The sequence below is a fragment of the Streptomyces phaeoluteigriseus genome (assembly GCF_001896135.2).
GTDB classification, from domain to species: domain Bacteria; phylum Actinomycetota; class Actinomycetes; order Streptomycetales; family Streptomycetaceae; genus Streptomyces; species Streptomyces phaeoluteigriseus.
Map to the genome: position 1 here is coordinate 399,825 of NZ_MPOH02000011.1, position 22,988 is coordinate 422,812.

A 22,988-nucleotide genomic window follows, 5' to 3' on the forward strand; every position below is an offset into this window, starting at 1 on the left:
GTCCCAGCGTCCGGGACACCGCAGACTCCCACCGGCCGCTGCCCCACAATGGAAACCATGCCGATACCCGGGACACCCAGCCGCGCCGAACTCGTCGAGCACCTTGTGAAGACCCGTATCGCGGGTGATGTCGCCACCCCGCGCGAGAACAACCTCTCCCACTACCGCCAGTTGGCCAACGGCGTCCGCAACTTCTGGCTCGGACTGGAGCTCGGCGACCGCTGGACCGACGAGCAGGACGTGCTCGCGGTGATGGCGGAGCGGGTCGGCGTCAACGACGACCCCGAGTACCGCTACGGCCAGGACACCATCGACCCCCAGTTGACGGTCGACGGCCTGGAGCGGCTCGCCGGGCGGCTGCGCAAGGCCGCCGAGGACCGGCAGCGGGTGCTGTTCGCCACCGGTCACCCGGGCGGTCTGCTGGACGTGCACCGGGCCACCGCGGACGCGCTGCGCGGAGCCGGCTGCGAGATCGTCGTCATCCCGGACGGGCTCCGGACGGACGAGGGATACGTCATGCAGTTCGCGCAGGTGGCGGTCCTGGAGCACGGCGCCACCCTGTGGCACACCCATTCGGGCGAACCGATGAAGGCGATCCTGACCGCCCTGGAGCGCGAGGGCCGCCCGCTGCCGGACCTGGTCGTCGCCGACCACGGCTGGGCGGGCTACGCCGGACAGCACGGCGTGGACTCCGTCGGATACGCCGACTGCAACGACCCCGCGCTGTTCCTCGCCGAGTCGGAGGGCACCGTCCAGGTGGCGGTCCCCCTCGACGACCACGTCCTCAGCCCCCGCCACTACGACCCGATGACGGCCTACCTGCTGGCGGAGGCGGGACTCCTCTAGGACGGCGGGCCGTCCCGCCCCGGCGTCGGGTCGAGGTACACGCGGGTGACCTCGGGGAAGACCTCCCGCAGCCGGGCCTCGGCCCGCTCGCAGGCCCCCTCGATCTCGGCGGCGGTGGACACGTCCCGGAAGTCCACCTTCGCCGCGACCAGGGCCTCGCGGGGGCCCTGCACGAGGGTGGTCAGTTCGAGTACGGCCACGATGTGCGCGGACTCCAGCAGCTCGGCTCGGATGCGCTCCCGCACCGGCTTCGGCAGCGGGCGGCCGATGAGGAGTTCGGCGTTGGAGCGGCCGAGCACCCAGGCGACGTACAGCAGCAGGGCGCCGATGCACAGGGAGGCGGCGCCGTCCCAGGCGCCGGAGCCGGTGAGCTGCCCGCCGAGCAGGCCGCCCGCGGCGAGGACGAGGCCGGCGAGGGCGGCGGAGTCCTCCAGGACGACGGCCTTCACGGCGGTGTCGGGCGTGTACCGGAGGTAGCGGCGGAAGGGCGCCTTCAGGCGGGCCGCCTCGCCGCGGGCCTGCCGCAGTCCCGTCCGCAGCGAGTAGCCCTCCAGCAGGAAGGCGACCCCGAGGACGATGTACGAGACGAGCGGATCGCCGAGTTCCTCGCCCTCGACGAGGGTGTGGACGCCGTCGTAGAGGGAGAACACCGCGCCGCCGACGAAGGTGGCGACGGCGGCGAGCAGGGCCCAGATGTAGCGCTCGGGGCCGTGGCCGAGGGGGTGGTCCTCGTCGGCCGGTTTCCCGCTGCGTCTGAGAGCGGTCAGCAGCAGGATCTCGGTGACGGTGTCGGCGACGGAGTGCGCCGCCTCCGACAGCATCGCGCTGGATCCGCTGATCACGCCGGCGACCGCCTTGGCGAGCGCGATCCCGAGATTGGCGACGGCGGCGACGATCACCGTGAAGGTGCTCTCGCCGCCGCCCTGTTCCTCCGCTGTGGCCATGCCGTCAGTCTTCCCGGGGGACGCGCACCACACCTTCCTGGATCACCGAGACGGCGAGCTGTCCGTCCTGCGTGTAGATGCGGGCCTGGCCGAGGCCGCGGCCGCCGTGCGCCGACGGCGACTCCTGGTCGTACAGCAGCCACTCGTCGGCCCGGAACGGCCGGTGGAACCACATCGCGTGGTCCAGCGACGCCCCGACCACGTCCCCGACCGCCCAGCCGCCGCGGCCGTGCGCGAGGAGCACCGAGTCCAGGAGGGTCATGTCGGAGACGTAGGTGGCGAGGACGACGTGCAGCAGCGGGTCGTCCGCGAGCTTGCCGTTGGTGCGGAACCAGACCTGGCTGTGCGGCTCGCGCGGCTCACCGAAACTCCCGTACGGCGGCTCCTCGACGTACCGCAGGTCGATGGCCTGCCGGGCCTCCAGGAACCGCTCGACCACGTCCCGCGGGAGGTGGTCGTAGCCCCGCAGGCGCTCCTCGGAGGTCGGCAGGGTCGCCGGATCCGGGGAGGCGGGCATCGGGGTCTGGTGGTCGAGGCCCTCCTCGTACGTCTGGAAGGACGCCGACAGGGTGAAGATCGGCCGGCCGTGCTGGACCGCGACCGCGCGCCGGGTGGTGAAGGAGCGGCCGTCGCGGATGCGCTCGACGGTGTAGACGATGGGCGCTCCCGGGTCGCCCATGCGGAGGAAGTACGCGTGCAGGGAGTGGGCGTGCCGGTCCTCGGGGACCGTACGCCCGGCGGCGACCAGCGCCTGGGCCGCGACCTGACCGCCGAAGACGCGGGGGACGACGGCGGACCGGGACCGGCCGCGGAAGATGTTCTCCTCGATCTGCTCGAGGTCGAGCAGATCGAGGAGATCCTGTAGTGCCTGGCTCATGGGAACTGTTGTACCGGGCAGTAATTGCGGCCGGCTTACAGACCCATGTCCTTGGCGATGATCGTCTTCATGATCTCGCTGGTACCGCCGTAGATGCGGTTGACGCGGTTGTCCGCGTACAGGCGGGCGATCGGGTACTCGTTCATGTAGCCGTAGCCACCGTGCAGCTGGAGGCAGCGGTCGATGACGCGGTGGGCGACCTCGGTGCAGAACAGCTTGGCGCTGGCGGCCTCGGCGGGGGTCAGCTCACCGGCGTCGAGGGCCTCCGTGGCGCGGTCGGCGACCGCCTCGGCCGCGTCCACCTCGGCCTGGCAGGCGGCCAGCTCGAACTTGGTGTTCTGGAAGTGGGCGACCGGCTTGCCGAAGACGGTGCGCTCCCGCACGTACTCCTTGGCGAACCGGACGGCCGCCTTCGCCTGGGCGTAGGCGCCGAAGGCGATGCCCCAGCGCTCCGAGGCGAGGTTGTGGCCGAGGTAGGAGAAGCCCTTGTTCTCCTCGCCGAGCAGGTCCTCGACGGGCACCTTCACGTCGACGAAGGCCAGCTCGGCCGTGTCGGAGGTGCGCAGGCCCAGCTTGTCCAGCTTGCGGCCGATGGAGTAGCCCTCGGACTTGGTGTCCACCGCGAAGAGGGAGATGCCGAAGCGGCGGTCCTCGGCGGTCGGGGCGGAGGTGCGGGCGCAGACGATCACCTTGTCGGCGTGGACGCCGCCCGTGATGAAGGTCTTCGAGCCGTTGAGGACGTAGTGCGTGCCGTCCTCGCTCAGCTTGGCCGTGGTCTTCATGCCCGCGAGGTCGGAACCGGTGCCCGGCTCCGTCATCGCGATGGCCCACATCTCCTCGCCGGAGACGAACTTCGGCAGGAAGCGCTTCTTCTGCTCGTCGGTGGCGAGCATCTTGAGGTACGGCAGGGCGAGCAGGACGTGCACGCCGGAGCCGCCGAACTGGACGCCGGCGCGGGCGGTCTCCTCGTAGAGGACGGCCTCGAACTTGTGGCTGTCCAGGCCCGCGCCGCCGAACTCCTCGGGGACGTTGATCCCGAAGATGCCCAGCTCGCCGAGCTTGTAGTAGAACTCCCGCGGGGCCTGGCCGGCGGCGAACCACTCGTCGTAGACGGGGACGACCTCGGCCTCGATGAAGGCGCGAAGAGTCTCCCGGAATGCCTCGTGATCCTCGTTGAACACCGTACGGCGCACGCCGCCACCTCCACGTACATCGGCCCTGTCTAAGCGCTTGCTCATTCACCGTACCGGCGAGTACGGGGTGCGTCCAGGGTGGGTACGGGGTAACGCTCGTCACGCCCCCCTACCCCGGGACGCCACCCCGGACCGCGGCGAGGGCTCCGCCCCCGCACCCCCGGAACGTTGCCCATCCGACCTACCGGACTCGGTGGGTGAGACGTGAGCGTCACCCCAGGGCTCCCGGCCGCTCACCCCTCCCACACACCCCGGACCTTCCGGCCGCCTCACCCCCCTCCCGCACGCCCGCACCCAAGACCCCGGGAACCAAGCCCTCCGAGCTGCCCCTGATAGCCTCTAACAAACCCTTGCAGCTATAGCCGCCCCGCCCCGGAAGGGACCCCATGGCCAGAACCGCAGGCACCGAGACGCCCCGTGAGCGGTACCGGGCCCAGGTGCGGGCCGAGGTCAAGGAGCGGGCCTGGGGGCAGATCGCGGCGGCCGGGGCCTCCGCCTTGTCGCTCAACGCGATCGCCAGGCAGATGGGGATGAGCGGGCCGGCGCTGTACCGGTACTTCGGCAGTCGGGACGAGTTGATCACCGAGCTGATCAGGGACGCGTACCGCAGCCTGGCCGATGCCGTCCGGGCCGCCGACGGCGACGTCGCCTCGCTGGCGCACGCCCTGCGCGCGTGGGCGCTGGCCGATCCGCACCGGTACTTCCTGCTCTACGGCACGCCCGTGCCGGGCTATCACGCGCCCGACGACATCACCGCCATCGCGTCGGAGATCATGGCCCGCCTGCTCGACGCCTTCGCCGCGCTGCCCGGCGGCGATGCGGAGACGCCGTTCGACGCGCATCTGGCCGAGCACCGGGAGTGGGCGGACGGCCACCCCGCCCCGCCCCCGGCCCTGCGGCGGGCCCTCGCCTTCTGGACCCGGCTGCACGGCGCGCTGTCCCTGGAGCTGGCGGGCCACTTCGCCGGGATGGGCTTCGATCCCGCGCTGCTCTTCGCCGCCGAGCTGGAGAGTCTCGGCGACTGACCCCCTACGCCTCCGCCTCCGCCGCCGAGCCGAAGGCACCCCTCGCCATGCGGTGGAGCAGGTCCGCCGTGGCTCCCCGGCCGGGGAGGGAGCCCGCCCTCCCCAGGTGCGGGGTGGAGTTCAGCAGCCCGAACACCGAGTGCACGGCGGACCGGGCCGCCGGTTCGGTCAGCGCCGGGTACACCCCGCGGACCACCTCCACCCACAGCTCGACGTACTGCCGCTGCAACTGCCGCACCAGCTTGCGGTCGCTGTCGCGGAGGCGGTCCAGCTCGCGGTCGTGCAGGGTGATGAGGGGACGGTCGTCGAGTGCGAAGTCGATGTGCCCCTCGATGAGCGAGTCGAGGACCGCCTCGCCCCCGACCTCGTCGGCCTCCTGCAACCGCCGCCGCGCCCCGGTCAGCAGCCGGCCGCTGATCCCGACCAGCAGCTCCGCGAGCATCGCGTCCTTGCCGGGGAAGTGCCGGTAGAGGCCGGGTCCGCTGATGCCGACCGCGGCTCCTATCTCGTCCACGCCGACGCCGTGGAACCCGCGTTCGGCGAACAGCCGCGCGGCCTCCTTGAGGATCTGCTCGCGGCGGGTGGGGGCGTCGGTTCTGGTGGCCATGAAAACAATTCTAGACATCGAGGTTAGCGCTCGTTAACCTGATGGAAATGGTTAACGCTCATTAACAGTCGACCACTGGCCGTGAGGGGACCGCAAGGTATGGAGCAGGCACCGGAGCTGACCAGCGCGGCGGACCCCGCGTCGGAGGCCTGGCGGGCCAACGAGAGGGCCCACCTCGCGCTCGTCGAGGAGCTGCGCGGCAAGCTCGCCGCCGCCCGCCTCGGCGGGGGTGAGAAGGCGAGGGCCCGGCACACCGCGCGCGGGAAGCTGCTGCCGAGGGAGCGGGTGGACACCCTCCTCGACCCCGGCTCGCCCTTCCTGGAGCTGGCCCCCCTCGCCGCCGACGGGCTGTACGACGGGCAGGCGCCGGCCGCGGGCGTGATCGCCGGGATCGGCAGGGTCAGCGGCCGCGAGTGCGTGATCGTGGCCAACGACGCCACCGTCAAGGGCGGCACCTACTACCCGATGACGGTGAAGAAGCATCTGCGGGCCCAGGAGGTCGCCCTCGAGAACCACCTGCCGTGCCTGTACCTGGTGGATTCGGGCGGCGCCTTCCTGCCCATGCAGGACGAGGTGTTCCCGGACCGCGAGCACTTCGGGCGGATCTTCTACAACCAGGCCCGGATGTCCGGCGCCGGCATCCCCCAGATCGCGGCGGTGCTCGGCTCGTGCACGGCGGGCGGGGCGTACGTCCCGGCGATGAGCGACGAGGCCGTCATCGTGCGCGGCCAGGGCACGATCTTCCTCGGCGGTCCCCCGCTGGTGAAGGCCGCCACCGGCGAGGTCGTCACCGCGGAGGAACTGGGCGGCGGCGAGGTCCACGCGCGCGTGTCGGGCGTCACCGACCACCTCGCGGAGGACGACGCGCACGCCCTGCGCATCGTGCGCACCATCGTCTCCACCCTCCCCGCCCGCCGTCCGCTCCCCTGGGAGGTGCGGCCCACCGTCGAGCCGAAGGCCGACCCCTACGGGCTGTACGGCGCGGTCCCGGTCGACTCCCGCACCCCCTACGACGTGCGGGAGATCATCGCCCGGATCACCGACGGCTCCCGGTTCGCGGAGTTCAAGTCCGAGTTCGGGCAGACCCTGATCACCGGTTTCGCCCGCATCCACGGCCACCCGGTCGGCATCGTCGCCAACAACGGCATCCTGTTCTCCGAATCCGCCCAGAAGGGCGCCCACTTCATCGAGCTGTGCGACCAGCGCGGCATCCCGCTGCTGTTCCTGCAGAACATCTCCGGCTTCATGGTCGGCCGGGACTACGAGGCCGGGGGCATCGCCAAGCACGGCGCCAAGATGGTCACCGCGGTCGCGTGCACGCGCGTGCCCAAACTGACGGTCGTGGTCGGCGGGTCGTACGGCGCCGGGAACTACTCGATGTGCGGACGGGCGTACTCCCCCCGCTTCCTGTGGATGTGGCCGAACGCCAAGATCTCCGTGATGGGCGGTGAGCAGGCCGCCTCCGTCCTCGCCACCGTCAAGCGCGACCAGTTGGAGGCGCGCGGCCAGGAGTGGCCCGCGCCGGAGGAGGAGGCGTTCAAGGACCCGATCCGGGAGCAGTACGAGCGTCAGGGCAACGCCTACTACGCGACCGCCCGGCTCTGGGACGACGGGGTCATCGACCCGCTGGACACCCGCCAGGTGCTGGGTCTGGCCCTGACCGCCTGTGCCAACGCGCCACTGGGTGAACCCCAGTTCGGCGTCTTCCGGATGTGAGGGGCTTCACGACCATGTTCGACACAGTCCTCGTGGCCAACCGGGGCGAGATCGCCGTCCGGGTCATCCGCACCCTGCGAGCGCTGGGCGTGCGCTCGGTGGCCGTCTTCTCCGACGCGGACGCCGACGCCCGGCACGTCCGCGAGGCCGACACCGCCGTACGGATCGGTCCGGCGCCGGCCGCCGAGAGCTATCTGTCGGTGGAGCGGCTGCTGGAGGCCGCCGCCCGCACCGGCGCCCAGGCCGTCCACCCGGGCTACGGCTTCCTCGCGGAGAACGCCGACTTCGCGCGCGCGTGCGCCGACGCCGGGCTCGTCTTCATCGGGCCGCCGGCCGAGGCGATCTCCCTCATGGGCGACAAGATCCGCGCCAAGGAGACGGTGCGGGCGGCGGGCGTCCCGGTGGTTCCGGGATCGACCGGCAGCGGGCTCGGCGACGCCGAACTGGCCGCCGCGGCGCGGGAGATCGGCCTGCCCGTGCTGCTGAAGCCCTCCGCGGGCGGTGGCGGCAAGGGCATGCGGCTGGTGCGGGAGGCGGACCGCCTCCTGGAGGAGATCGCCGGCGCCCGCCGTGAGGCCCGCGCCTCCTTCGGGGACGACACGCTCCTCGTCGAGCGGTGGATCGACCGGCCGCGGCACATCGAGATCCAGGTCCTGGCGGACGGCCACGGCCGGGTGATCCACCTGGGCGAGCGCGAGTGTTCCCTCCAGCGCCGGCACCAGAAGGTCATCGAGGAGGCGCCCAGCGTGCTCCTCGACGAGGCCACCCGCGCGGGCATGGGCGAGGCGGCGGTCCAGGCGGCCCTGTCCTGCGGCTACCGGGGCGCGGGCACCGTGGAGTTCATCGTCCCCGGCGGGGACCCGAAGGCGTACTACTTCATGGAGATGAACACCCGTCTCCAGGTGGAGCACCCCGTCACCGAGCTGGTCACCGGGATCGACCTGGTGGAGTGGCAGCTGCGGGTGGCGGCCGGCGAGCGGCTGCCGTACACGCAGGACGACATCAAGCTCACCGGGCACGCCGTCGAGGCACGCGTGTGCGCCGAGACCGTGTCCGTGCGAGAGGGCGCGCGCGGGTTCCTGCCGTCCGGCGGCACCGTGCTGAGGCTGCGCGAGCCGCAGGGCGAGGGCGTGCGCACCGACTCGGGGCTGACCGAGGGCACCGAGGTCGGCAGCCTGTACGACCCGATGCTGTCCAAGGTGATCGCGTACGGCCCCGACCGGGCCACCGCGCTGCGCAGGCTCCGGGCCGCCCTCGCGGACACGGTGACGCTGGGTGTGCCGACGAACGCCGGGTTCCTGCGCCGGCTGCTCGCCCATCCGGCGGTCGTGTCGGGTGAGCTGGACACCGGCCTGGTCGAGCGAGTCATGGACGACCTGGTCCCCACCGACGTACCGGAGGAGGTCTACGAGGCCGCCGTGGCCGTCCGGCTGGAGGCGTCGAGGCCGTCCGGGCCGGGGTGGACGGATCCCTTCTCGGTGCCGAGCGGGTGGCGGCTGGGCGGGGAGCACCGGCCGGTGGCGTTCCCCCTGAGGGTGCCGGGACTCGAACCCGTCACCCGTTCGGTCCGCGGCACGCACGCCGTCACCGACGACCGGGTCGCCGTCACTCTCGACGGCGTCCGGCACACCTTCCACCGGGCCGGTGACTGGCTGGGCCGGGAGGGGGACGCCTGGCAGGTGCGCGACCACGACCCGGTGGCCGCGTCCCTGACCGGGGCCGCGCACGCGGGCGCCGACTCGCTGACGGCGCCCATGCCGGGCACGGTGACGGTGGTGAAGGTCGCCGTCGGCGACGAGGTGACGGCGGGCCAGAGCCTGCTGGTGGTGGAGGCGATGAAGATGGAGCACGTCATCTCCGCCCCGCACGCCGGCACGGTCGCCGAACTGGACGTCACCGCGGGCACGGCCGTCGCCATGGACCAGGTGCTCGCCGTGATCGCGCCGCACGAGGAGGAGGGATGACCGTGCGAGGACTGCCGATGACCGTGCCCGCGCCCGGCCTGCCCACACGGATCAGGATCCACGAGGTCGGCGCGCGCGACGGCCTGCAGAACGAGCAGGTCGCCGTGGGGACGGAGGTCAAGGCCGAGTTCGTGCACCGGCTCGCCGAGGCGGGGCTGACCACGATCGAGGCGACGAGCTTCGTGCACCCCAAGTGGGTGCCGCAGCTCGCCGACGCCGAACAGCTGTTCCCCCTGCTGTCCGGCCTGCCGGTGGAGCTGCCGGTGCTGGTGCCGAACGAACGCGGGCTGGACCGGGCGCTGGCGCTGGGAGCGACCCGCGTCGCGGTGTTCGCCAGCGCCACCGAGTCCTTCGCCAAGGCCAACCTCAACCGCACGGTGGACGAGTCGCTGGCCATGTTCCACCCGGTGGTGGAGCGGGCCAAGGCCGACGGGGTACATGTGCGCGGCTACCTCTCCATGTGCTTCGGGGACCCGTGGGAGGGTGCGGTCCCGGTCCCGCAGGTCGTGCGGGTGTGCCGGGCCCTGATCGACATGGGCTGCGACGAGCTGAGCCTCGGCGACACCATCGGGGTGGCGACGCCGGGACACGTCAAGGCACTGCTGACGGCCCTCGGCGAGCAGGGCGTACCCACCTCGTCGCTCGGCGTCCACTTCCACGACACCTACGGCCAGGCGCTCGCCAACACCCTCGCGGCGCTGGAGCACGGGGTCACGACGGTCGACGCCTCGGCCGGGGGCCTCGGCGGCTGCCCCTTCGCCAGATCCGCCACCGGCAACCTCGCCACCGAAGACCTCGTGTGGATGCTGCGGGGCCTCGGCATCGACACCGGAGTCGACCTCGGCCGTCTCACCGCCACCAGCGTGTGGATGGCCGACCGACTGGGCCGACCCAGCCCGTCCCGCACCGTACGAGCCCTCTCCCACCAGGAGTGACCCCCATGGACCACCGACTCAGTCCCGAGCTGGAAGAACTCCGGCGCACCGTCGAGCAGTTCGCGCACGACGTCGTCGCGCCGAAGATCGGCGACTTCTACGAGCGGCACGAGTTCCCGTACGAGATCGTCCGCGAGATGGGCCGCATGGGCCTGTTCGGGCTGCCGTTCCCCGAGGAGTACGGCGGCATGGGCGGCGACTACCTGGCGCTGGGCATCGCGCTGGAGGAACTGGCCCGCGTCGACTCCTCGGTGGCGATCACCCTGGAGGCCGGGGTGTCGCTGGGCGCGATGCCGATCCACCTCTTCGGCACCGAGGAGCAGAAGCGCGAGTGGCTGCCGCGGCTGTGTTCCGGCGAGATCCTGGGCGCGTTCGGCCTGACCGAGCCCGACGGCGGCAGCGACGCGGGCGCGACGCGTACGACGGCACGGCTGGACCCGGACACCGACGAGTGGGTGATCAACGGCACGAAGTGCTTCATCACCAACTCGGGCACGGACATCACGGGACTGGTCACGGTCACCGCGGTGACGGGCCGCAAGCCGGACGGCAGGCCGCTGATCTCCGCGATCGTCGTCCCGTCCGGCACCCCCGGCTTCACGGTCGCCGCGCCCTACTCCAAGGTCGGCTGGAACGCCTCGGACACCCGCGAGCTGTCCTTCACGGACGTCCGGGTGCCCGCCGCCAACCTGCTGGGCGAGAAGGGCCGTGGCTACGCCCAGTTCCTGCGCATCCTGGACGAGGGCCGCGTCGCCATCGCGGCGCTGGCGACGGGTCTCGCGCAGGGCTGTGTGGACGAGTCGGTGAAGTACGCGAAGGAGCGGCACGCCTTCGGCCGCCCGATCGGCGCCAACCAGGCGATCCAGTTCAAGATCGCCGACATGGAGATGAAGGCCCACACGGCCCGCCTCGCCTGGCGCGACGCGGCGTCCCGTCTGGTCCGCGGTGAACCCTTCAAGAAGGAGGCGGCCCTGGCGAAGCTGTACTCCTCGACGGTCGCCGTCGACAACGCCCGCGACGCCACCCAGGTCCACGGCGGCTACGGCTTCATGAACGAGTACCCGGTCGCCCGCATGTGGCGGGACTCCAAGATCCTGGAGATCGGCGAGGGGACGAGCGAGGTCCAGCGGATGCTGATCGCCAGGGAGTTGGGGCTGGTGGGCTGACCCGCCCGTCGGCCGCCCCTCTTCGGGACGCCCGGCGGGGCGTCAGCCGCCCAGGAGGCCCCGCAGTCCCTCGATCAGGCCCCGCAGGCCCTCGATCGGGTCCTACAGTCCCTCGATCGGGTCCCGCACCGGGTCCGCCACGGTCCCGAGTGCCGCGAGGGCGGCGGTGAGGGCGGTGAGGGCCGCGCGCCGCTGGCCGCTGGCCGCTCGCCGACGGGGCGCTCGCCGCTCGCCGTCGGGGCGCGCGTCTCGGCGACGCCCGGCAGGTGGTCGCCGACGGCCCGGACGGCGTCCGGGGCGCAGTTGCCGCAGGTGTGCACGCGAGCGCCGTAGTCGGGGTGTCGCCGCTCACGAGCTGCCGCAGTCGGGTCGGGGCGGGTCAGGTCGGCTCGGGTCGGGTCGGGTCGGGTCGGGCAGAGGAACCGGCCCGTGCGCCCGTGCGCCCGTGCGCCCGTGCCCCGTTCACCCGTTCACCCGTTCACCCGTGCGGAGCATCAAACAATCGACGAAGTCTCAGCAAGCAGCGATTTACGGTCAACTGGCCTGTCGTAGCGCATGGTTGACCGGATCCGGCGGACGTGATGGCCTTGCATGAACAGGGTCGGGCGCCCCCACCCCCTGGACAAGATCTGAGGTTAGGCTAACCTACCTTCGAATTGTCCGGCGGTGATCCGCCCCGTTCGAAAGCAGCCACACTCATGCCCAACGCCAGAGCCAATCACCTCACCCGTCGCGGCATCCTCGCCGCTGGTGGCGCCCTCGGCCTCGGTGCCGTGCTCACGGCCTGCGGGGACGACGACTCGGGGAGCGGTGGCTCGAAGTCGACGGAGAGTGCCGCCGCCAAGTCCGGTCCCTGGACGTTCAAGGACGACCGCGGCACCACCGTGAAGCTCGACAAGATCCCGGCGAACATCGTCGCGTTCACCGGCGTCGCGGCCGCCCTGTACGACTACGGCATCCAGGTCAAGGGCGTCTTCGGGCCGACCAGGACCACCGATGGCAAGGCCGATGTCCAGGCCGGCGACATGGACGTCACCAAGGTCGAGGTCATCGGCAACGTCTGGGACGAGTTCAACGTCGAGAAGTACGCGGCCCTCGCGCCGGACGTGCTCATCTCCACGACGTTCGACAGCGCCGGCACCCTCTGGTACGTCCCCGAGGCCTCCAAGGAAAAGATCGCCAAGCTCGCCCCGAGCGTCGCGGTCTCCGTCTACGACCGGCAGATCACCGCTCCGCTGGAGCGCATGTGGGAGCTGGCCGAGTCCCTGGGCGCGGACATGGCCGCCGCCGAGGTCACCGACGCCAAGAAGCGCTTCGAGACGGCCGCCACCCGACTGCGCGCCGCCGCCAAGGCCAAGCCCGACATCAAGGTCATGGCCGGCTCCGCGAGCGACCAGCTGTTCTACGTCTCCGGCACCAACCTCTCCATCGACCTGGAGTACTTCAAGGCCCTCGGCGTGAACTTCATCGAGCCGCCGGAGAGCGCCAAGTCCGAGGGCGGCGGCTGGTACGAGTCGCTGAGCTGGGAGAACGTCGACAAGTACCAGGCCGACATCATCATGATGGACGACCGCTCCTCGACGATCCAGCCGGCCGACATCGCCAAGCCGACCTGGAAGCAGCTCCCCGCGGTGAAGGCCGGCCAGGTCATCTCCCGCTCGCCCGAGCCGATCCTGTCCTACGACAAGTGCGTGCCGCTCCTCGAGACCCTCGCCGAGGCGCTCGAGAAGGCGAAGAAGGTCGCCTGACAAGGGTGACCGGGGGGCGTGGGTGAGCCGTACGCCGGCCCAGCCGCACGCCCCCGAGAAGGCCGCCTGTCCCTCCCCACACGTCAGGAGCCCGCATGACCACGGCCGTTGCCGCCCCGTTCCGTTTCTTCTCGCTCCACGTCGTGCGGACGAGGCGGCTCGGCCCGTCCCTGGTCCGGGTGACTCTCGCCGGGGAGGACCTCCGGTACTTCTTCTCCGACGGCTACGACCAGTCGCTGTCGCTGTTCCTGCCGCATCCGGGACAGGACGCGCCGGCCGTTCCCGTCGAGCTGGGCGACGGCTGGTGGCAGGGCTGGCGCGAACTGCCGGACGACGTACGGGCGGTGATGCGTTCGTACACGCTCCGGGAGCTGCGCCGGGATCCGGACGAGGTCGACGTCGACTTCGTGCTGCACACCCCGGCCGGGCCCGCCTCCGCGTGGGCCGGCCGGGCGCGCGCCGGTGACCGGGTGCTCCTGCTCGGGCCCGCCGTCGCCGACAACCGGGCGATCCGGTTCCGGCCGCCGCAGGACACCGACCTGGTGCTGCTGTGGGGCGACGAGACGGCCCTCCCGGCCATCGCGTCGATCCTGCAGTCGCTGCCCGCCGGACGACGCGTCCGGGCGTGGCTGGAAGTGCACGACCCCCGCGACGCGCAGGACCTGGTGACCGCGGCGGACGCCGAGATCACCTGGCTCACCGTAGGCACCTCCCTCGACGCCCTGCGCGGGGCCGAACTCCCGTCGGCCGCGCGGCCGTACGTCTGGCTGGCCGGCGAGTCGGGTTCCGTGAAGGCGCTGCGCCGGCACTTCGTGCGGGAGCGCGGCATCGACCGGCAGCGGATCACCTTCGTCGGGTACTGGCGCCAGGGCATGACCGAGGAACAACTGCGCGCTGCCGAGTAGCAACGACCGTGCCCGCCGGGTTGGTTGACCGGCGGGCAGTGACGTGATCACCATCACGGCGAAGTGTGAGATCCGACCGCCTTACTTAGGTTAGGCTAACCTAAGTTGAATCCGAGGCTCCGATCCCGCGTCCGTCCCCGCGGCGGACCCGTCCCCATCCCGGAGGACCCCCACGATGCGCTCGCACCTGCTCAATGACACGAACGCGGAGCGGTACCGCCGCACCGTGACCGAAGGAGTCGAGCGGGTGGCAGCCAAACTCGCCGCCACCGACCGTCCGTTCACCGGCATCACGGCCGACGCCCTCGCCCCCCGCATCGAGAGCATCGACCTCGACCGGCCGCTGGGTGACACCACGGCGGTGCTGGACGAGCTGGAGGAGGTCTACCTCCGGGACGCGGTCTACTTCCACCACCCCCGCTACCTCGCCCACCTCAACTGCCCGGTCGTCATCCCGGCCGTGCTCGGCGAGGCGGTCCTGTCCGCCGTCAACTCCTCCCTGGACACCTGGGACCAGTCGGCCGGCGGCACCCTCATCGAGCGGAAACTGGTCGACTGGACGGCCGCCCGCATCGGCCTCGGCCCCGCCGCCGACGGCGTGTTCACCTCCGGCGGCAGCCAGTCCAACCTCCAGGCGCTGCTCCTCGCCCGCGAGGAGGCCAAGACCGACTCCCTGGAGAAGCTGCGCGTCTTCGCCTCCGAGGTCAGCCACTTCAGCGTGAAGAAGTCGGCCCAACTGCTGGGCCTGGGCCAGGACGCCGTGGTCTGCGTGCCCGTCGACCACGACAAGCGCATGCAGACCGTCGCCCTCGCCCGCGAGCTGGAGCGCTGCGCGCAGGACGGCCTCGTCCCCATGGCCGTCGTCGCCACCGCCGGCACCACCGACTTCGGCTCCATCGACCCGCTGTCCGAGATAGCCGCGCTGTGCGAGCGGTTCGGCGCCTGGATGCACGTCGACGCCGCCTACGGCTGCGGCCTGCTCGCCTCGGTGAAGTACCGCGACCGGATCGACGGCATCGAGCACGCCGACTCCGTCACCGTGGACTACCACAAGTCCTTCTTCCAGCCGGTGAGTTCCTCGGCGGTGCTGGTCAAGGACGCGGCCACGCTGCGCCACGCCACCTACCACGCCGAGTACCTGAACCCGCGCCGCATGGTGCAGGAACGTATCCCCAACCAGGTCGACAAGTCCCTCCAGACGACCCGCCGCTTCGACGCGCTCAAGCTGTGGATGACGCTGCGCACGATGGGCGCCGACGGCATCGGCCGGCTCTTCGACGAGGTCTGCGACCTCGCGGTGGAGGGCTGGAAACTGCTGGCCGCCGACCCGCGCTTCGACGTCGTCGTCGAGCCCTCGCTGTCCACCCTGGTCTTCCGCTACATCCCGCGGGCCGTGACCGATCCGGCCGAGATCGACCGCGCCAACCTGTACGCCCGCAAGGCCCTGTTCGCCTCCGGTGACGCGGTCGTCGCGGGCACCAAGGTGAGCGGCCGCCACTACCTGAAGTTCACCCTGCTCAACCCCGAGACGACGGTCGACGACATGGCCGCCGTACTGGATCTGATCGCCGGCCACGCCGAGCAGTACCTGGGAGAGTCCCTTGACCGCGCGTCCTGAAAACCCCGCCGCGACCCACGACTTCGTGGGGATCGGGCTCGGCCCCTTCAATCTCGGGCTCGCCTGTCTGACCGAGCCCATCGACGAACTCGACGGCGTCTTCCTGGAGTCGAAGCCCGACTTCGAGTGGCACGCGGGCATGTTCCTCGACGGCGCGCACCTCCAGACACCGTTCATGTCGGACCTGGTGACCCTCGCCGACCCGACCTCGCCGTACTCCTTCCTCAACTACCTGAAGGAGAAGGGCCGGCTGTACTCGTTCTACATCCGCGAGAACTTCTACCCGCTGCGCGTCGAGTACGACGACTACTGCCGCTGGGCCGCGAACAAACTGAGCAGCGTGCGCTTCTCGACGACGGTCACCGAGGTCACGTACGACGAGAGCGCCGGGCTGTACGTCGTGGGCACCACGGCCGGCGAGGAGTTCCGCGCCCGTCACCTGGTCCTCGGCACCGGCACCCCGCCGTACGTCCCCGAGGCCTGCGCGGACCTGGGCGGCGACTTCCTGCACAACTCCCGCTACCTGGAGCACAAGGCGGAGCTGCAGAAGAAGGAGTCGATCACGCTGGTCGGCTCCGGCCAGTCGGCCGCCGAGATCTTCCACGACCTGCTCAGCGAGATCGACGTCCACGGCTACCAGCTGAACTGGGTGACGCGCTCGCCGCGCTTCTTCCCCCTCGAATACACCAAGCTGACGCTGGAGATGACGTCCCCCGAGTACGTCGACTACTTCCGCGAGCTGCCGGAGGCCACCCGCTACCGGCTCACGGCCGAGCAGAAGGGCCTCTTCAAGGGCATCGACGGTGATCTCATCAACGAGATCTTCGACCTGCTCTACCAGAAGAACCTCGGCGGCCCGGTGCCCACCCGTCTGCTCACCAACTCGGCACTGCGCGGCGCGCGGTACGAGGACGGCACGTACACCCTGTCCTTCCGCCAGGAGGAGCAGGGCAAGGACTTCGAGCTGTCCTCGCAGGGCCTGGTCCTGGCCACCGGCTACAGGTACGCCGAGCCCGAGTTCCTGAAGCCGGTCCGCGACAGACTGCGCTACGACTCCCAGGGCAACTTCGACGTCGCCCGCAACTACACCATCGACACCACCGGCCGCGGTGTGTTCCTGCAGAACGCGGGCGTGCACACGCACAGCATCACCAGCCCGGACCTCGGCATGGGCGCCTACCGCAACAGCTACATCATCCGCGAGCTGCTCGGCGCCGAGTACTACCCGGTCGAGAAGACCATCGCGTTCCAGGAGTTCAGCGTATGAGCGCCCACCCGTCGCCCACCACCGCCCTCAACGAGGCGCTTCAAGCCGCCCCTTCCGACGCGGCCGTGGGCCGTCTCTCCCTCCGCCCCCTCGACCCCCTCAAGGACGCCGAGCTGCTGCACTCCTGGGTGACGCACCCCAAGGCGGCCTTCTGGATGATGCAGGACGCCGAACTCGTGGACGTCGAGCGCGCCTACATGGAGATCGCCGCCGACGAGCACCACCACGCCCTGCTCGGGCTGCACGACGGCGTACCGGCCTTCCTGATGGAGTACTACGATCCGCGCCACCGCGAGCTGGTCGGCCTGTACGAGCCGCGGCCCGGCGATGTCGGCATGCACTTCCTGGTCGCCCCCACCGACCGGCCGGTGCACGGCTTCACCCGCGCGGTCATCACCGCCGTCATGGCCCACCTCTTCGCGGACCCGGCCACCGAGCGGGTCGTGGTCGAGCCCGACGTCTCCAACAAGGCCGTGCACGCTCTGAACGAGGCCGTCGGGTTCGTGGCGGAGCGCGAGATCCAGAAGCCGGAGAAGTCGGCGCTGCTCAGCTTCTGCACACGGGAAAGCTTCGTCGCGGCCACGGGGGTGGGCGCGTGAGCCTCACCGACGCCGTGTCCCACCTCTCCCCCGAGCGCTGGGAGAAGGCCAACCGCCTGCTGGTCCGCAAGGCCCTCGCGGAGTTCGCGCACGAGCGGCTGATCACCCCCGAACGCACCGACGGGGGGTACGTCGTCCGCAGCGACGACGGCCTGACGTACTACCGCTTCACCGCCGTGCGCCGTGCCCTCGACCACTGGCAGATCGACGCCGACTCGATCACCCGCACCCGTGACGGCGCCGAACTCCCGCTCGCCGCACTGGACTTCCTCATCGAGCTGAAGAGCACGCTCGAGCTGAGCGACGAGATCCTGCCGGTCTACCTGGAGGAGATCTCCTCCACCCTCTCCGGCACCTGCTACAAGCTCACCAAGCCGCAGATCACCGCCGCGGAACTGGTGGACGGCGGCTTCCAGGCCATCGAGACCGGGATGACCGAGGGCCACCCCTGCTTCGTCGCCAACAACGGGCGGCTCGGCTTCGGCGTCCACGAATACCTGTCGTACGCGCCGGAGACCGCGAGCCCGGTCCGCCTGGTGTGGCTGGCCGCCCACCGGTCGCGGGCCGCGTTCACGGCGGGCGTCGGCATCGACTACGAGTCGTTCGTCCGGCAGGAGCTGGGCGAGGAGACCGTCGAGCGCTTCGACGGCGTACTGCGCGAGCGGGGCCTCGACCCGGCCGACTACCTCCTCATCCCCGTCCACCCCTGGCAGTGGTGGAACAAGCTCACCGTCACCTTCGCCGCCGAGGTCGCCCGCGGGAACCTGGTGTGCCTGGGCGAGGGCGACGACGAGTACCTGGCGCAGCAGTCCATCCGGACGTTCTTCAACAGGTCCGCCCCCGAGAAGCACTACGTCAAGACGGCGCTGTCCGTCCTCAACATGGGCTTCATGCGCGGCCTGTCGGCGGCCTACATGGAGGCCACCCCGGCGATCAACGACTGGCTGGCCCAGCTGATCGACAACGACCCGGTGCTGAAGTCGACGGGGCTGTCGATCATCCGGGAGCGGGCGGCCGTGGGCTACCGGCACCTGGAGTACGAGGCGGCGACCGACCGCTACTCGCCGTACCGCAAGATGCTGGCCGCGCTGTGGCGGGAGAGCCCCGTCCCCTCCCTGCGGGACGGCGAGTCCCTCGCCACGATGGCCGCCCTCGTCCACGTGGACCACGAGGGCAGGTCGGTGGCCGGCGCCCTGATCGAGCGGTCGGGCCTGGCCCCCGCCGAGTGGCTGCGGCACTACCTGCGGGCGTACTACACCCCGCTGCTGCACAGCTTCTACGCCTACGACCTGGTCTTCATGCCGCACGGCGAGAACACCATCCTGGTGCTGAAGGACGGCGTCGTGCAGCGGGCGGTCTACAAGGACATCGCCGAGGAGATCGCCGTCATGGACCCGGACGCGGTGCTGCCGCCCGAGGTGCGGCGCATCCGGGTCGAGGTCCCGGAGAACACGAAGCTCCTGTCGATCTTCACGGACGTCTTCGACTGCTTCTTCCGCTTCCTCGCCGCCGACCTGGCCGCCGAGGGAATCCTGGAGGAGGACGGCTTCTGGCGCACGGTCGCCGAGGTCACCCGCGAGTACCAGGACGCGAACCCCGAACTCGCCGACAAGTTCCGGCAGTACGACATGTTCGCCCCCGAGTTCCCGCTGTCCTGCCTCAACCGGCTCCAACTACGCGACAACAAGCAGATGGTGGACCTGTCGGACCCGTCCGGCGCCCTCCAGCTGATCGGCACCCTGAAGAACCCCCTCGCCGGGTTCTGATCCCCCGACAGGCGGACGCCCCCCGAGTACGGTCCTCGGGGGGCGTCCGTCGTCCTCCCCCGCCCGGGGCGAACCGGTGATGGAACAATCCCCCCATGGCGGAAATCATCCAGAAGGACGGCACCTGGGTCTTCGACGGGGATGCCCTGCGGCTGACGCCGGGGCGGGACAAGAACGTCGGTCTGCTCCGCAAGGCCCTGGGTGAACTCGTCGTGCCACTGCGGGCGTTGGCGGGCATATCGTTCGAGCAGGGCAAGAAGTCCGGACGGCTCAGACTGCGGCTGCGCGACGGCGCCTGTCCGCTGCTGCAGGCGACCGGCGGCCGGCTCACCGAACCCCACGACCCCTACCGGCTCGTGGTGGAGTCGGACCGGTACGGCGTCGCCGAGTACGTCGCCGACGAGGTGCGCAACGCGCTGCTGCTGGACCAGGTCCCCGCCGGTCCGGTGGACGCCTATCTGCTGCCGGGCCCGTCCGTCCCCCTGTCGGTGTCCGCCGGGGACGGCACCGCGAGCTTCGACGGCGAGCGGGTGCGCCTGGAGTGGAACTGGAAGACGGAGGACGCCAAGGCCGCCGGCGGTGCCCGCACGCTGCCCGTCACCGAGATCACGGACGTGGAGTGGTATCCGTCGGCCGGTCTGGAGAACGGCCATCTGCGCTTCACCGTCCGGGGCGTGCCGGTGAAGACCCCGGCGAAGTACGACCCGAACGCCGTGGAGCTGTGGGGCTTCAAGAAGGACCCGCTGATGGCCCTGGTCGCGGCCGCCGTACGGGCCAGGCTCCCGCACCCGGCCTCGGCCCCCGGGGAAGCCGTACGGCCCCCCACGGACGCGCCACAGGCGGTCGCCGCCGGGCCCGCCCCGTCCGCCGCGCCCGCCGCGCCCGCCGAGGACGGCCATGACGCGTTGTTGCGGCGGCTGCGTGAGCTGGGCGAGCTGCGCCGCGACGGGGTGCTCACGGAGGAGGAGTTCACGCTGGCCAAGCAGGCGGTCCTCAAGCGCATGTGAATCCAGCCGGGGGGACCAGCCGGGACGAGCATGACGCGGGCGGAGTTCTTGTCCCGCGGGGACACGGTTTCGCACGCGGTGCAGGTGTAGGAGCGCTCACCCAGCGGCAGGCGATGCCGGGCTCTCGCATCGCAGTGCGCGCAGTCCATCGTGGTGTACGCGGGGGGTACGAGGCGGATGTCCCGCCCGTGCTCGCGGCCCGGTCTGCGGCAGGGGTTCGACCTGGGCGGGCACGACGAACGAGGCGTCCCACCGGCACCGGTCCCACTCCGCCCCCAGGGCGGTCCGGGCTGTGGACGACACGCGCAGCCGGTAGCCGTCCCGGGCCTGCCCCGCCTCGACGACCGCCCCCACCTGCGCCATTTCGCCCCCCGTCACGGTCCGCACCTGGGACGCCACGCCGTTCCCGGCCCTCCCCAGGACCATATGCACGACGGCCGCACACACATGCCCTGATCCCACGGACATCGCCCCCCCGACCGGCGTTCACCCGCACGCACGTCCGAGCCACCTGGTCGGCAGGAGACAGGCGGAAGACCCCCTGAAGGCCTCTGCCCGAAATCGGGCAGGATTCTTGCGAAACTCTCGCCGGTACCCCAGGATCTACCGGGTGCACGACGAACTCGTTGATCATCTGACGCGCTCCACCTCCCTCAACCGGGGTGAAGCCCTACGGGTGATCCAGGACGTTCTCGCCTACTTCGACGAGACGACCGAGGAGTACGTCCGTCGCCGCCACCGCGAGCTACAGGCCCAGGGCCTGGTCAACGCGGAGATCTTCGAACGGATCGCGGCGGACCTGAAATACCGGGCGGTGGCACCGCCGGAGCCGACACTCCGTCAGCTGCGCCGCATGGTCTACGGCTGAGCGACCGGCCCCGGACCAGCCGAGAACTACAGAGGGATTGCCTACACATGTGCGGAATCGTCGGATACATCGGGAAGCGTGACGTCGCGCCCCTGCTCCTGGAGGGCCTCCAGCGCCTGGAGTACCGCGGCTACGACTCCGCGGGCATCGTCGTCACCTCCCCGAAGGCGGCCGGCCTGCGGATGGTCAAGGCCAAGGGTCGCGTCCGCGACCTGGAGGCCAAGGTCCCGGCCCGCTTCAAGGGCACCACCGGGATCGCCCACACCCGCTGGGCCACCCACGGTGCCCCCTCCGACGTGAACGCCCACCCGCACATGTCGGCCGACCTCAAGGTCGCCGTCGTGCACAACGGCATCATCGACAACGCCTCCGACCTGCGCCGCAAGCTGGAGGCGGACGGCGTCGAGTTCCTCTCCGAGACCGACACCGAGGTCCTCGTCCACCTCGTCGCCCGCTCCCAGGCCGAGAAGCTCGAGGACAAGGTCCGCGAGGCGCTCCGCGTCATCGAGGGCACCTACGGCATCGCCGTCATGCACGCCGACTTCAACGACCGGATCGTCGTCGCCCGCAACGGCTCCCCGGTCGTCCTCGGCATCGGCGAGAAGGAGATGTTCGTCGCCTCGGACATCGCCGCCCTGGTCACCCACACCCGCCAGATCGTCACCCTCGACGACGGCGAGATGGCCACCCTCAAGGCCGACGACTTCCGCACCTACACCACCGAGGGCACCCGCACCACGGCCGAGCCCACCACCGTGGAGTGGGAGGCCGCCTCCTACGACATGGGCGGCCACGACACCTACATGCACAAGGAGATCCACGAGCAGGCCGACGCCGTGGACCGCGTGCTGCGCGGCCGCATCGACGACCGCTTCTCCACCGTGCACCTCGGCGGCCTCAACCTGGACGCCCGCGAGGCGCGCCAGATCCGCCGTGTGAAGATCCTCGGCTGTGGCACCTCGTACCACGCGGGCATGATCGGCGCCCAGATGATCGAGGAGCTGGCCCGCATCCCCGCGGACGCCGAGCCCGCCTCCGAGTTCCGCTACCGCAACGCGGTCGTCGACCCCGACACCCTGTACATCGCCGTCTCCCAGTCCGGTGAGACGTACGACGTGCTGGCCGCCGTCCAGGAGCTGAAGCGCAAGGGCGCGCGGGTCCTCGGCGTCGTCAACGTGGTCGGCTCGGCCATCGCCCGCGAGGCCGACGGCGGCATCTACGTGCACGCCGGCCCCGAGGTGTGCGTCGTCTCCACCAAGTGCTTCACCAACACCACGGTCGCCTTCGCGCTGCTCGCGCTGCACCTGGGCCGCACCCGTGACCTGTCGGTGCGCGACGGCAAGCGGATCATCGAGGGTCTGCGCCGGCTGCCCGCCCAGATCGCCGAGATCATGAAGGGCGAGGAGGAGATCAAGAAGCTGGCCGAGCAGTTCGCCGAGGCCCGCTCCATGCTCTTCATCGGCCGCGTCCGGGGCTACCCCGTCGCGCGTGAGGCCTCCCTGAAGCTCAAGGAGGTCTCCTACATCCACGCCGAGGCCTACCCGGCCTCCGAGCTGAAGCACGGCCCGCTCGCCCTGATCGAGCCCGCCCTGCCGACGGTCGCGATCGTCCCCGACGACGACCTGCTGGAGAAGAACCGCGCCGCCCTGGAGGAGATCAAGGCCCGCAGCGGCCGGATCCTCGCGGTGGCCCACCAGGACCAGGAGAAGGCCGACCAGACGATCATCGTCCCCAAGAACGAGGACGAACTCGACCCCATCCTCATGGGCATCCCCCTGCAGCTGCTCGCCTACTACACGGCCAAGTCCCTCGGCCGCGACATCGACAAGCCGAGGAACCTGGCGAAGTCGGTGACGGTCGAGTAGCCGCCCCCCGACACAACGGACCCCCCGGCGATGCCACCATCCACCGGGGGGTCCGCTCTGTGCGCCGGGGAT

General features: G+C 70.9%; 18 protein-coding genes and 2 pseudogenes. 15 read left to right on the top strand and 5 right to left on the bottom strand.

Annotation, left to right across the window (positions count from 1 at the left end; all coding sequences use genetic code 11):
* Window positions 1–57: 57 nt before the first annotated feature.
* The gene (locus tag BM536_RS12875) at window positions 58–846 is read left to right on the top strand and encodes a phosphatase (RefSeq protein WP_073498520.1); all 789 of its coding nucleotides are present in this window, start codon (window positions 58–60) and stop codon (window positions 844–846) included.
* Here the strand turns inward: BM536_RS12875 and BM536_RS12880 are convergent.
* From BM536_RS12880 to BM536_RS12890, 3 genes and pseudogenes are all read right to left on the bottom strand, one after another.
* Window positions 785–1,790, bottom strand: a pseudogene (locus BM536_RS12880) (cation diffusion facilitator family transporter). The gene BM536_RS12875 and the pseudogene BM536_RS12880 overlap by 62 nt on opposite strands.
* Before the next feature lie 4 nt (window positions 1,791–1,794).
* Entirely contained in the window at window positions 1,795–2,667 is an 873-nt protein-coding gene (gene tesB, locus BM536_RS12885; RefSeq protein WP_073498516.1) for an acyl-CoA thioesterase II, read from the bottom strand.
* A 35-nt stretch (window positions 2,668–2,702) separates the two neighbouring features.
* Window positions 2,703–3,860 carry an acyl-CoA dehydrogenase family protein gene (locus BM536_RS12890; RefSeq protein WP_073498514.1) on the bottom strand — a complete coding sequence of 386 codons (1,158 nt, stop codon included), beginning with the start codon at window positions 3,858–3,860 and terminating at the stop codon, window positions 2,703–2,705.
* A gap of 386 nt (window positions 3,861–4,246) precedes the next feature.
* Between BM536_RS12890 and BM536_RS12895 the strand changes: the two genes are divergently transcribed.
* Window positions 4,247–4,885 (top strand): TetR/AcrR family transcriptional regulator, encoded by a 639-nt coding sequence (locus tag BM536_RS12895; protein WP_073491956.1) that lies wholly within the window; start codon window positions 4,247–4,249, stop codon window positions 4,883–4,885.
* 4 nt (window positions 4,886–4,889) lie between these two features.
* Here BM536_RS12895 and BM536_RS12900 read toward each other — a convergent pair whose 3' ends face one another.
* Window positions 4,890–5,492, bottom strand: coding sequence for an SACE_7040 family transcriptional regulator (locus BM536_RS12900; protein WP_073491957.1), 603 nt, complete (start codon window positions 5,490–5,492; stop codon window positions 4,890–4,892).
* Window positions 5,493–5,591: 99 nt separating this feature from the next.
* Here BM536_RS12900 and BM536_RS12905 point away from each other — a divergent pair, with 99 nt between their 5' ends.
* From BM536_RS12905 to BM536_RS12955, 11 genes are all read left to right on the top strand, one after another.
* Window positions 5,592–7,208 carry a carboxyl transferase domain-containing protein gene (locus BM536_RS12905; protein ID WP_094102947.1) on the top strand — a complete coding sequence of 539 codons (1,617 nt, stop codon included), beginning with the start codon at window positions 5,592–5,594 and terminating at the stop codon, window positions 7,206–7,208.
* A 14-nt stretch (window positions 7,209–7,222) separates the two neighbouring features.
* A complete protein-coding gene (locus BM536_RS12910; protein WP_073491983.1) occupies window positions 7,223–9,172 on the top strand; it encodes an acetyl/propionyl/methylcrotonyl-CoA carboxylase subunit alpha in 1,950 nt (649 codons plus the stop codon).
* Window positions 9,169–10,107, top strand: a complete 939-nt coding sequence (locus BM536_RS12915; RefSeq protein WP_073491958.1) for a hydroxymethylglutaryl-CoA lyase — start codon at window positions 9,169–9,171, stop codon at window positions 10,105–10,107. Before BM536_RS12910 ends, BM536_RS12915 begins: the two co-directional genes overlap by 4 nt.
* 5 nt (window positions 10,108–10,112) lie before the next feature.
* The gene (locus BM536_RS12920) at window positions 10,113–11,273 is read left to right on the top strand and encodes an acyl-CoA dehydrogenase family protein (protein ID WP_073491959.1); all 1,161 of its coding nucleotides are present in this window, start codon (window positions 10,113–10,115) and stop codon (window positions 11,271–11,273) included.
* 698 nt (window positions 11,274–11,971) lie between these two features.
* On the top strand, window positions 11,972–13,021 hold the full coding sequence (locus BM536_RS12925) for an ABC transporter substrate-binding protein (RefSeq protein WP_073491960.1): 1,050 nt from the start codon (window positions 11,972–11,974) through the stop codon (window positions 13,019–13,021).
* A gap of 95 nt (window positions 13,022–13,116) precedes the next feature.
* The gene (locus BM536_RS12930; protein ID WP_094102948.1) at window positions 13,117–13,926 is read left to right on the top strand and encodes a siderophore-interacting protein; all 810 of its coding nucleotides are present in this window, start codon (window positions 13,117–13,119) and stop codon (window positions 13,924–13,926) included.
* Window positions 13,927–14,101: 175 nt separating this feature from the next.
* Window positions 14,102–15,544, top strand: coding sequence for a lysine decarboxylase DesA (desA, locus tag BM536_RS12935; RefSeq protein ID WP_073491961.1), 1,443 nt, complete (start codon window positions 14,102–14,104; stop codon window positions 15,542–15,544).
* Window positions 15,528–16,811, top strand: coding sequence for a lysine N(6)-hydroxylase/L-ornithine N(5)-oxygenase family protein (locus BM536_RS12940; RefSeq protein WP_073491962.1), 1,284 nt, complete (start codon window positions 15,528–15,530; stop codon window positions 16,809–16,811). The genes desA and BM536_RS12940 overlap by 17 nt, the downstream gene beginning before the upstream one ends.
* On the top strand, window positions 16,808–17,410 hold the full coding sequence (locus BM536_RS12945) for a GNAT family N-acetyltransferase (RefSeq protein WP_079274926.1): 603 nt from the start codon (window positions 16,808–16,810) through the stop codon (window positions 17,408–17,410). The genes BM536_RS12940 and BM536_RS12945 overlap by 4 nt, the downstream gene beginning before the upstream one ends.
* Window positions 17,407–19,176: an IucA/IucC family protein gene (locus tag BM536_RS12950; RefSeq protein ID WP_073491963.1), complete on the top strand. Its 1,770-nt coding sequence runs from the start codon at window positions 17,407–17,409 to the stop codon at window positions 19,174–19,176. Before BM536_RS12945 ends, BM536_RS12950 begins: the two co-directional genes overlap by 4 nt.
* A 95-nt stretch (window positions 19,177–19,271) precedes the next feature.
* On the top strand, window positions 19,272–20,183 hold the full coding sequence (locus BM536_RS12955; RefSeq protein WP_073491964.1) for a DUF4429 domain-containing protein: 912 nt from the start codon (window positions 19,272–19,274) through the stop codon (window positions 20,181–20,183).
* A 14-nt stretch (window positions 20,184–20,197) separates the two neighbouring features.
* On the opposite strand, the pseudogene BM536_RS12960 reads toward BM536_RS12955, so the two are convergent.
* A pseudogene (locus BM536_RS12960) lies at window positions 20,198–20,383 on the bottom strand (zinc ribbon domain-containing protein); the annotation flags it as partial.
* Between the two features lie 410 nt (window positions 20,384–20,793).
* Between BM536_RS12960 and BM536_RS12965 the strand changes: the two are divergent.
* Window positions 20,794–21,051 carry a hypothetical protein gene (locus BM536_RS12965; protein ID WP_073491965.1) on the top strand — a complete coding sequence of 86 codons (258 nt, stop codon included), beginning with the start codon at window positions 20,794–20,796 and terminating at the stop codon, window positions 21,049–21,051.
* A 47-nt stretch (window positions 21,052–21,098) separates the two neighbouring features.
* Window positions 21,099–22,916 carry a glutamine--fructose-6-phosphate transaminase (isomerizing) gene (gene glmS / locus BM536_RS12970; protein WP_073491966.1) on the top strand — a complete coding sequence of 606 codons (1,818 nt, stop codon included), beginning with the start codon at window positions 21,099–21,101 and terminating at the stop codon, window positions 22,914–22,916.
* Window positions 22,917–22,988: the final 72 nt, after the last annotated feature.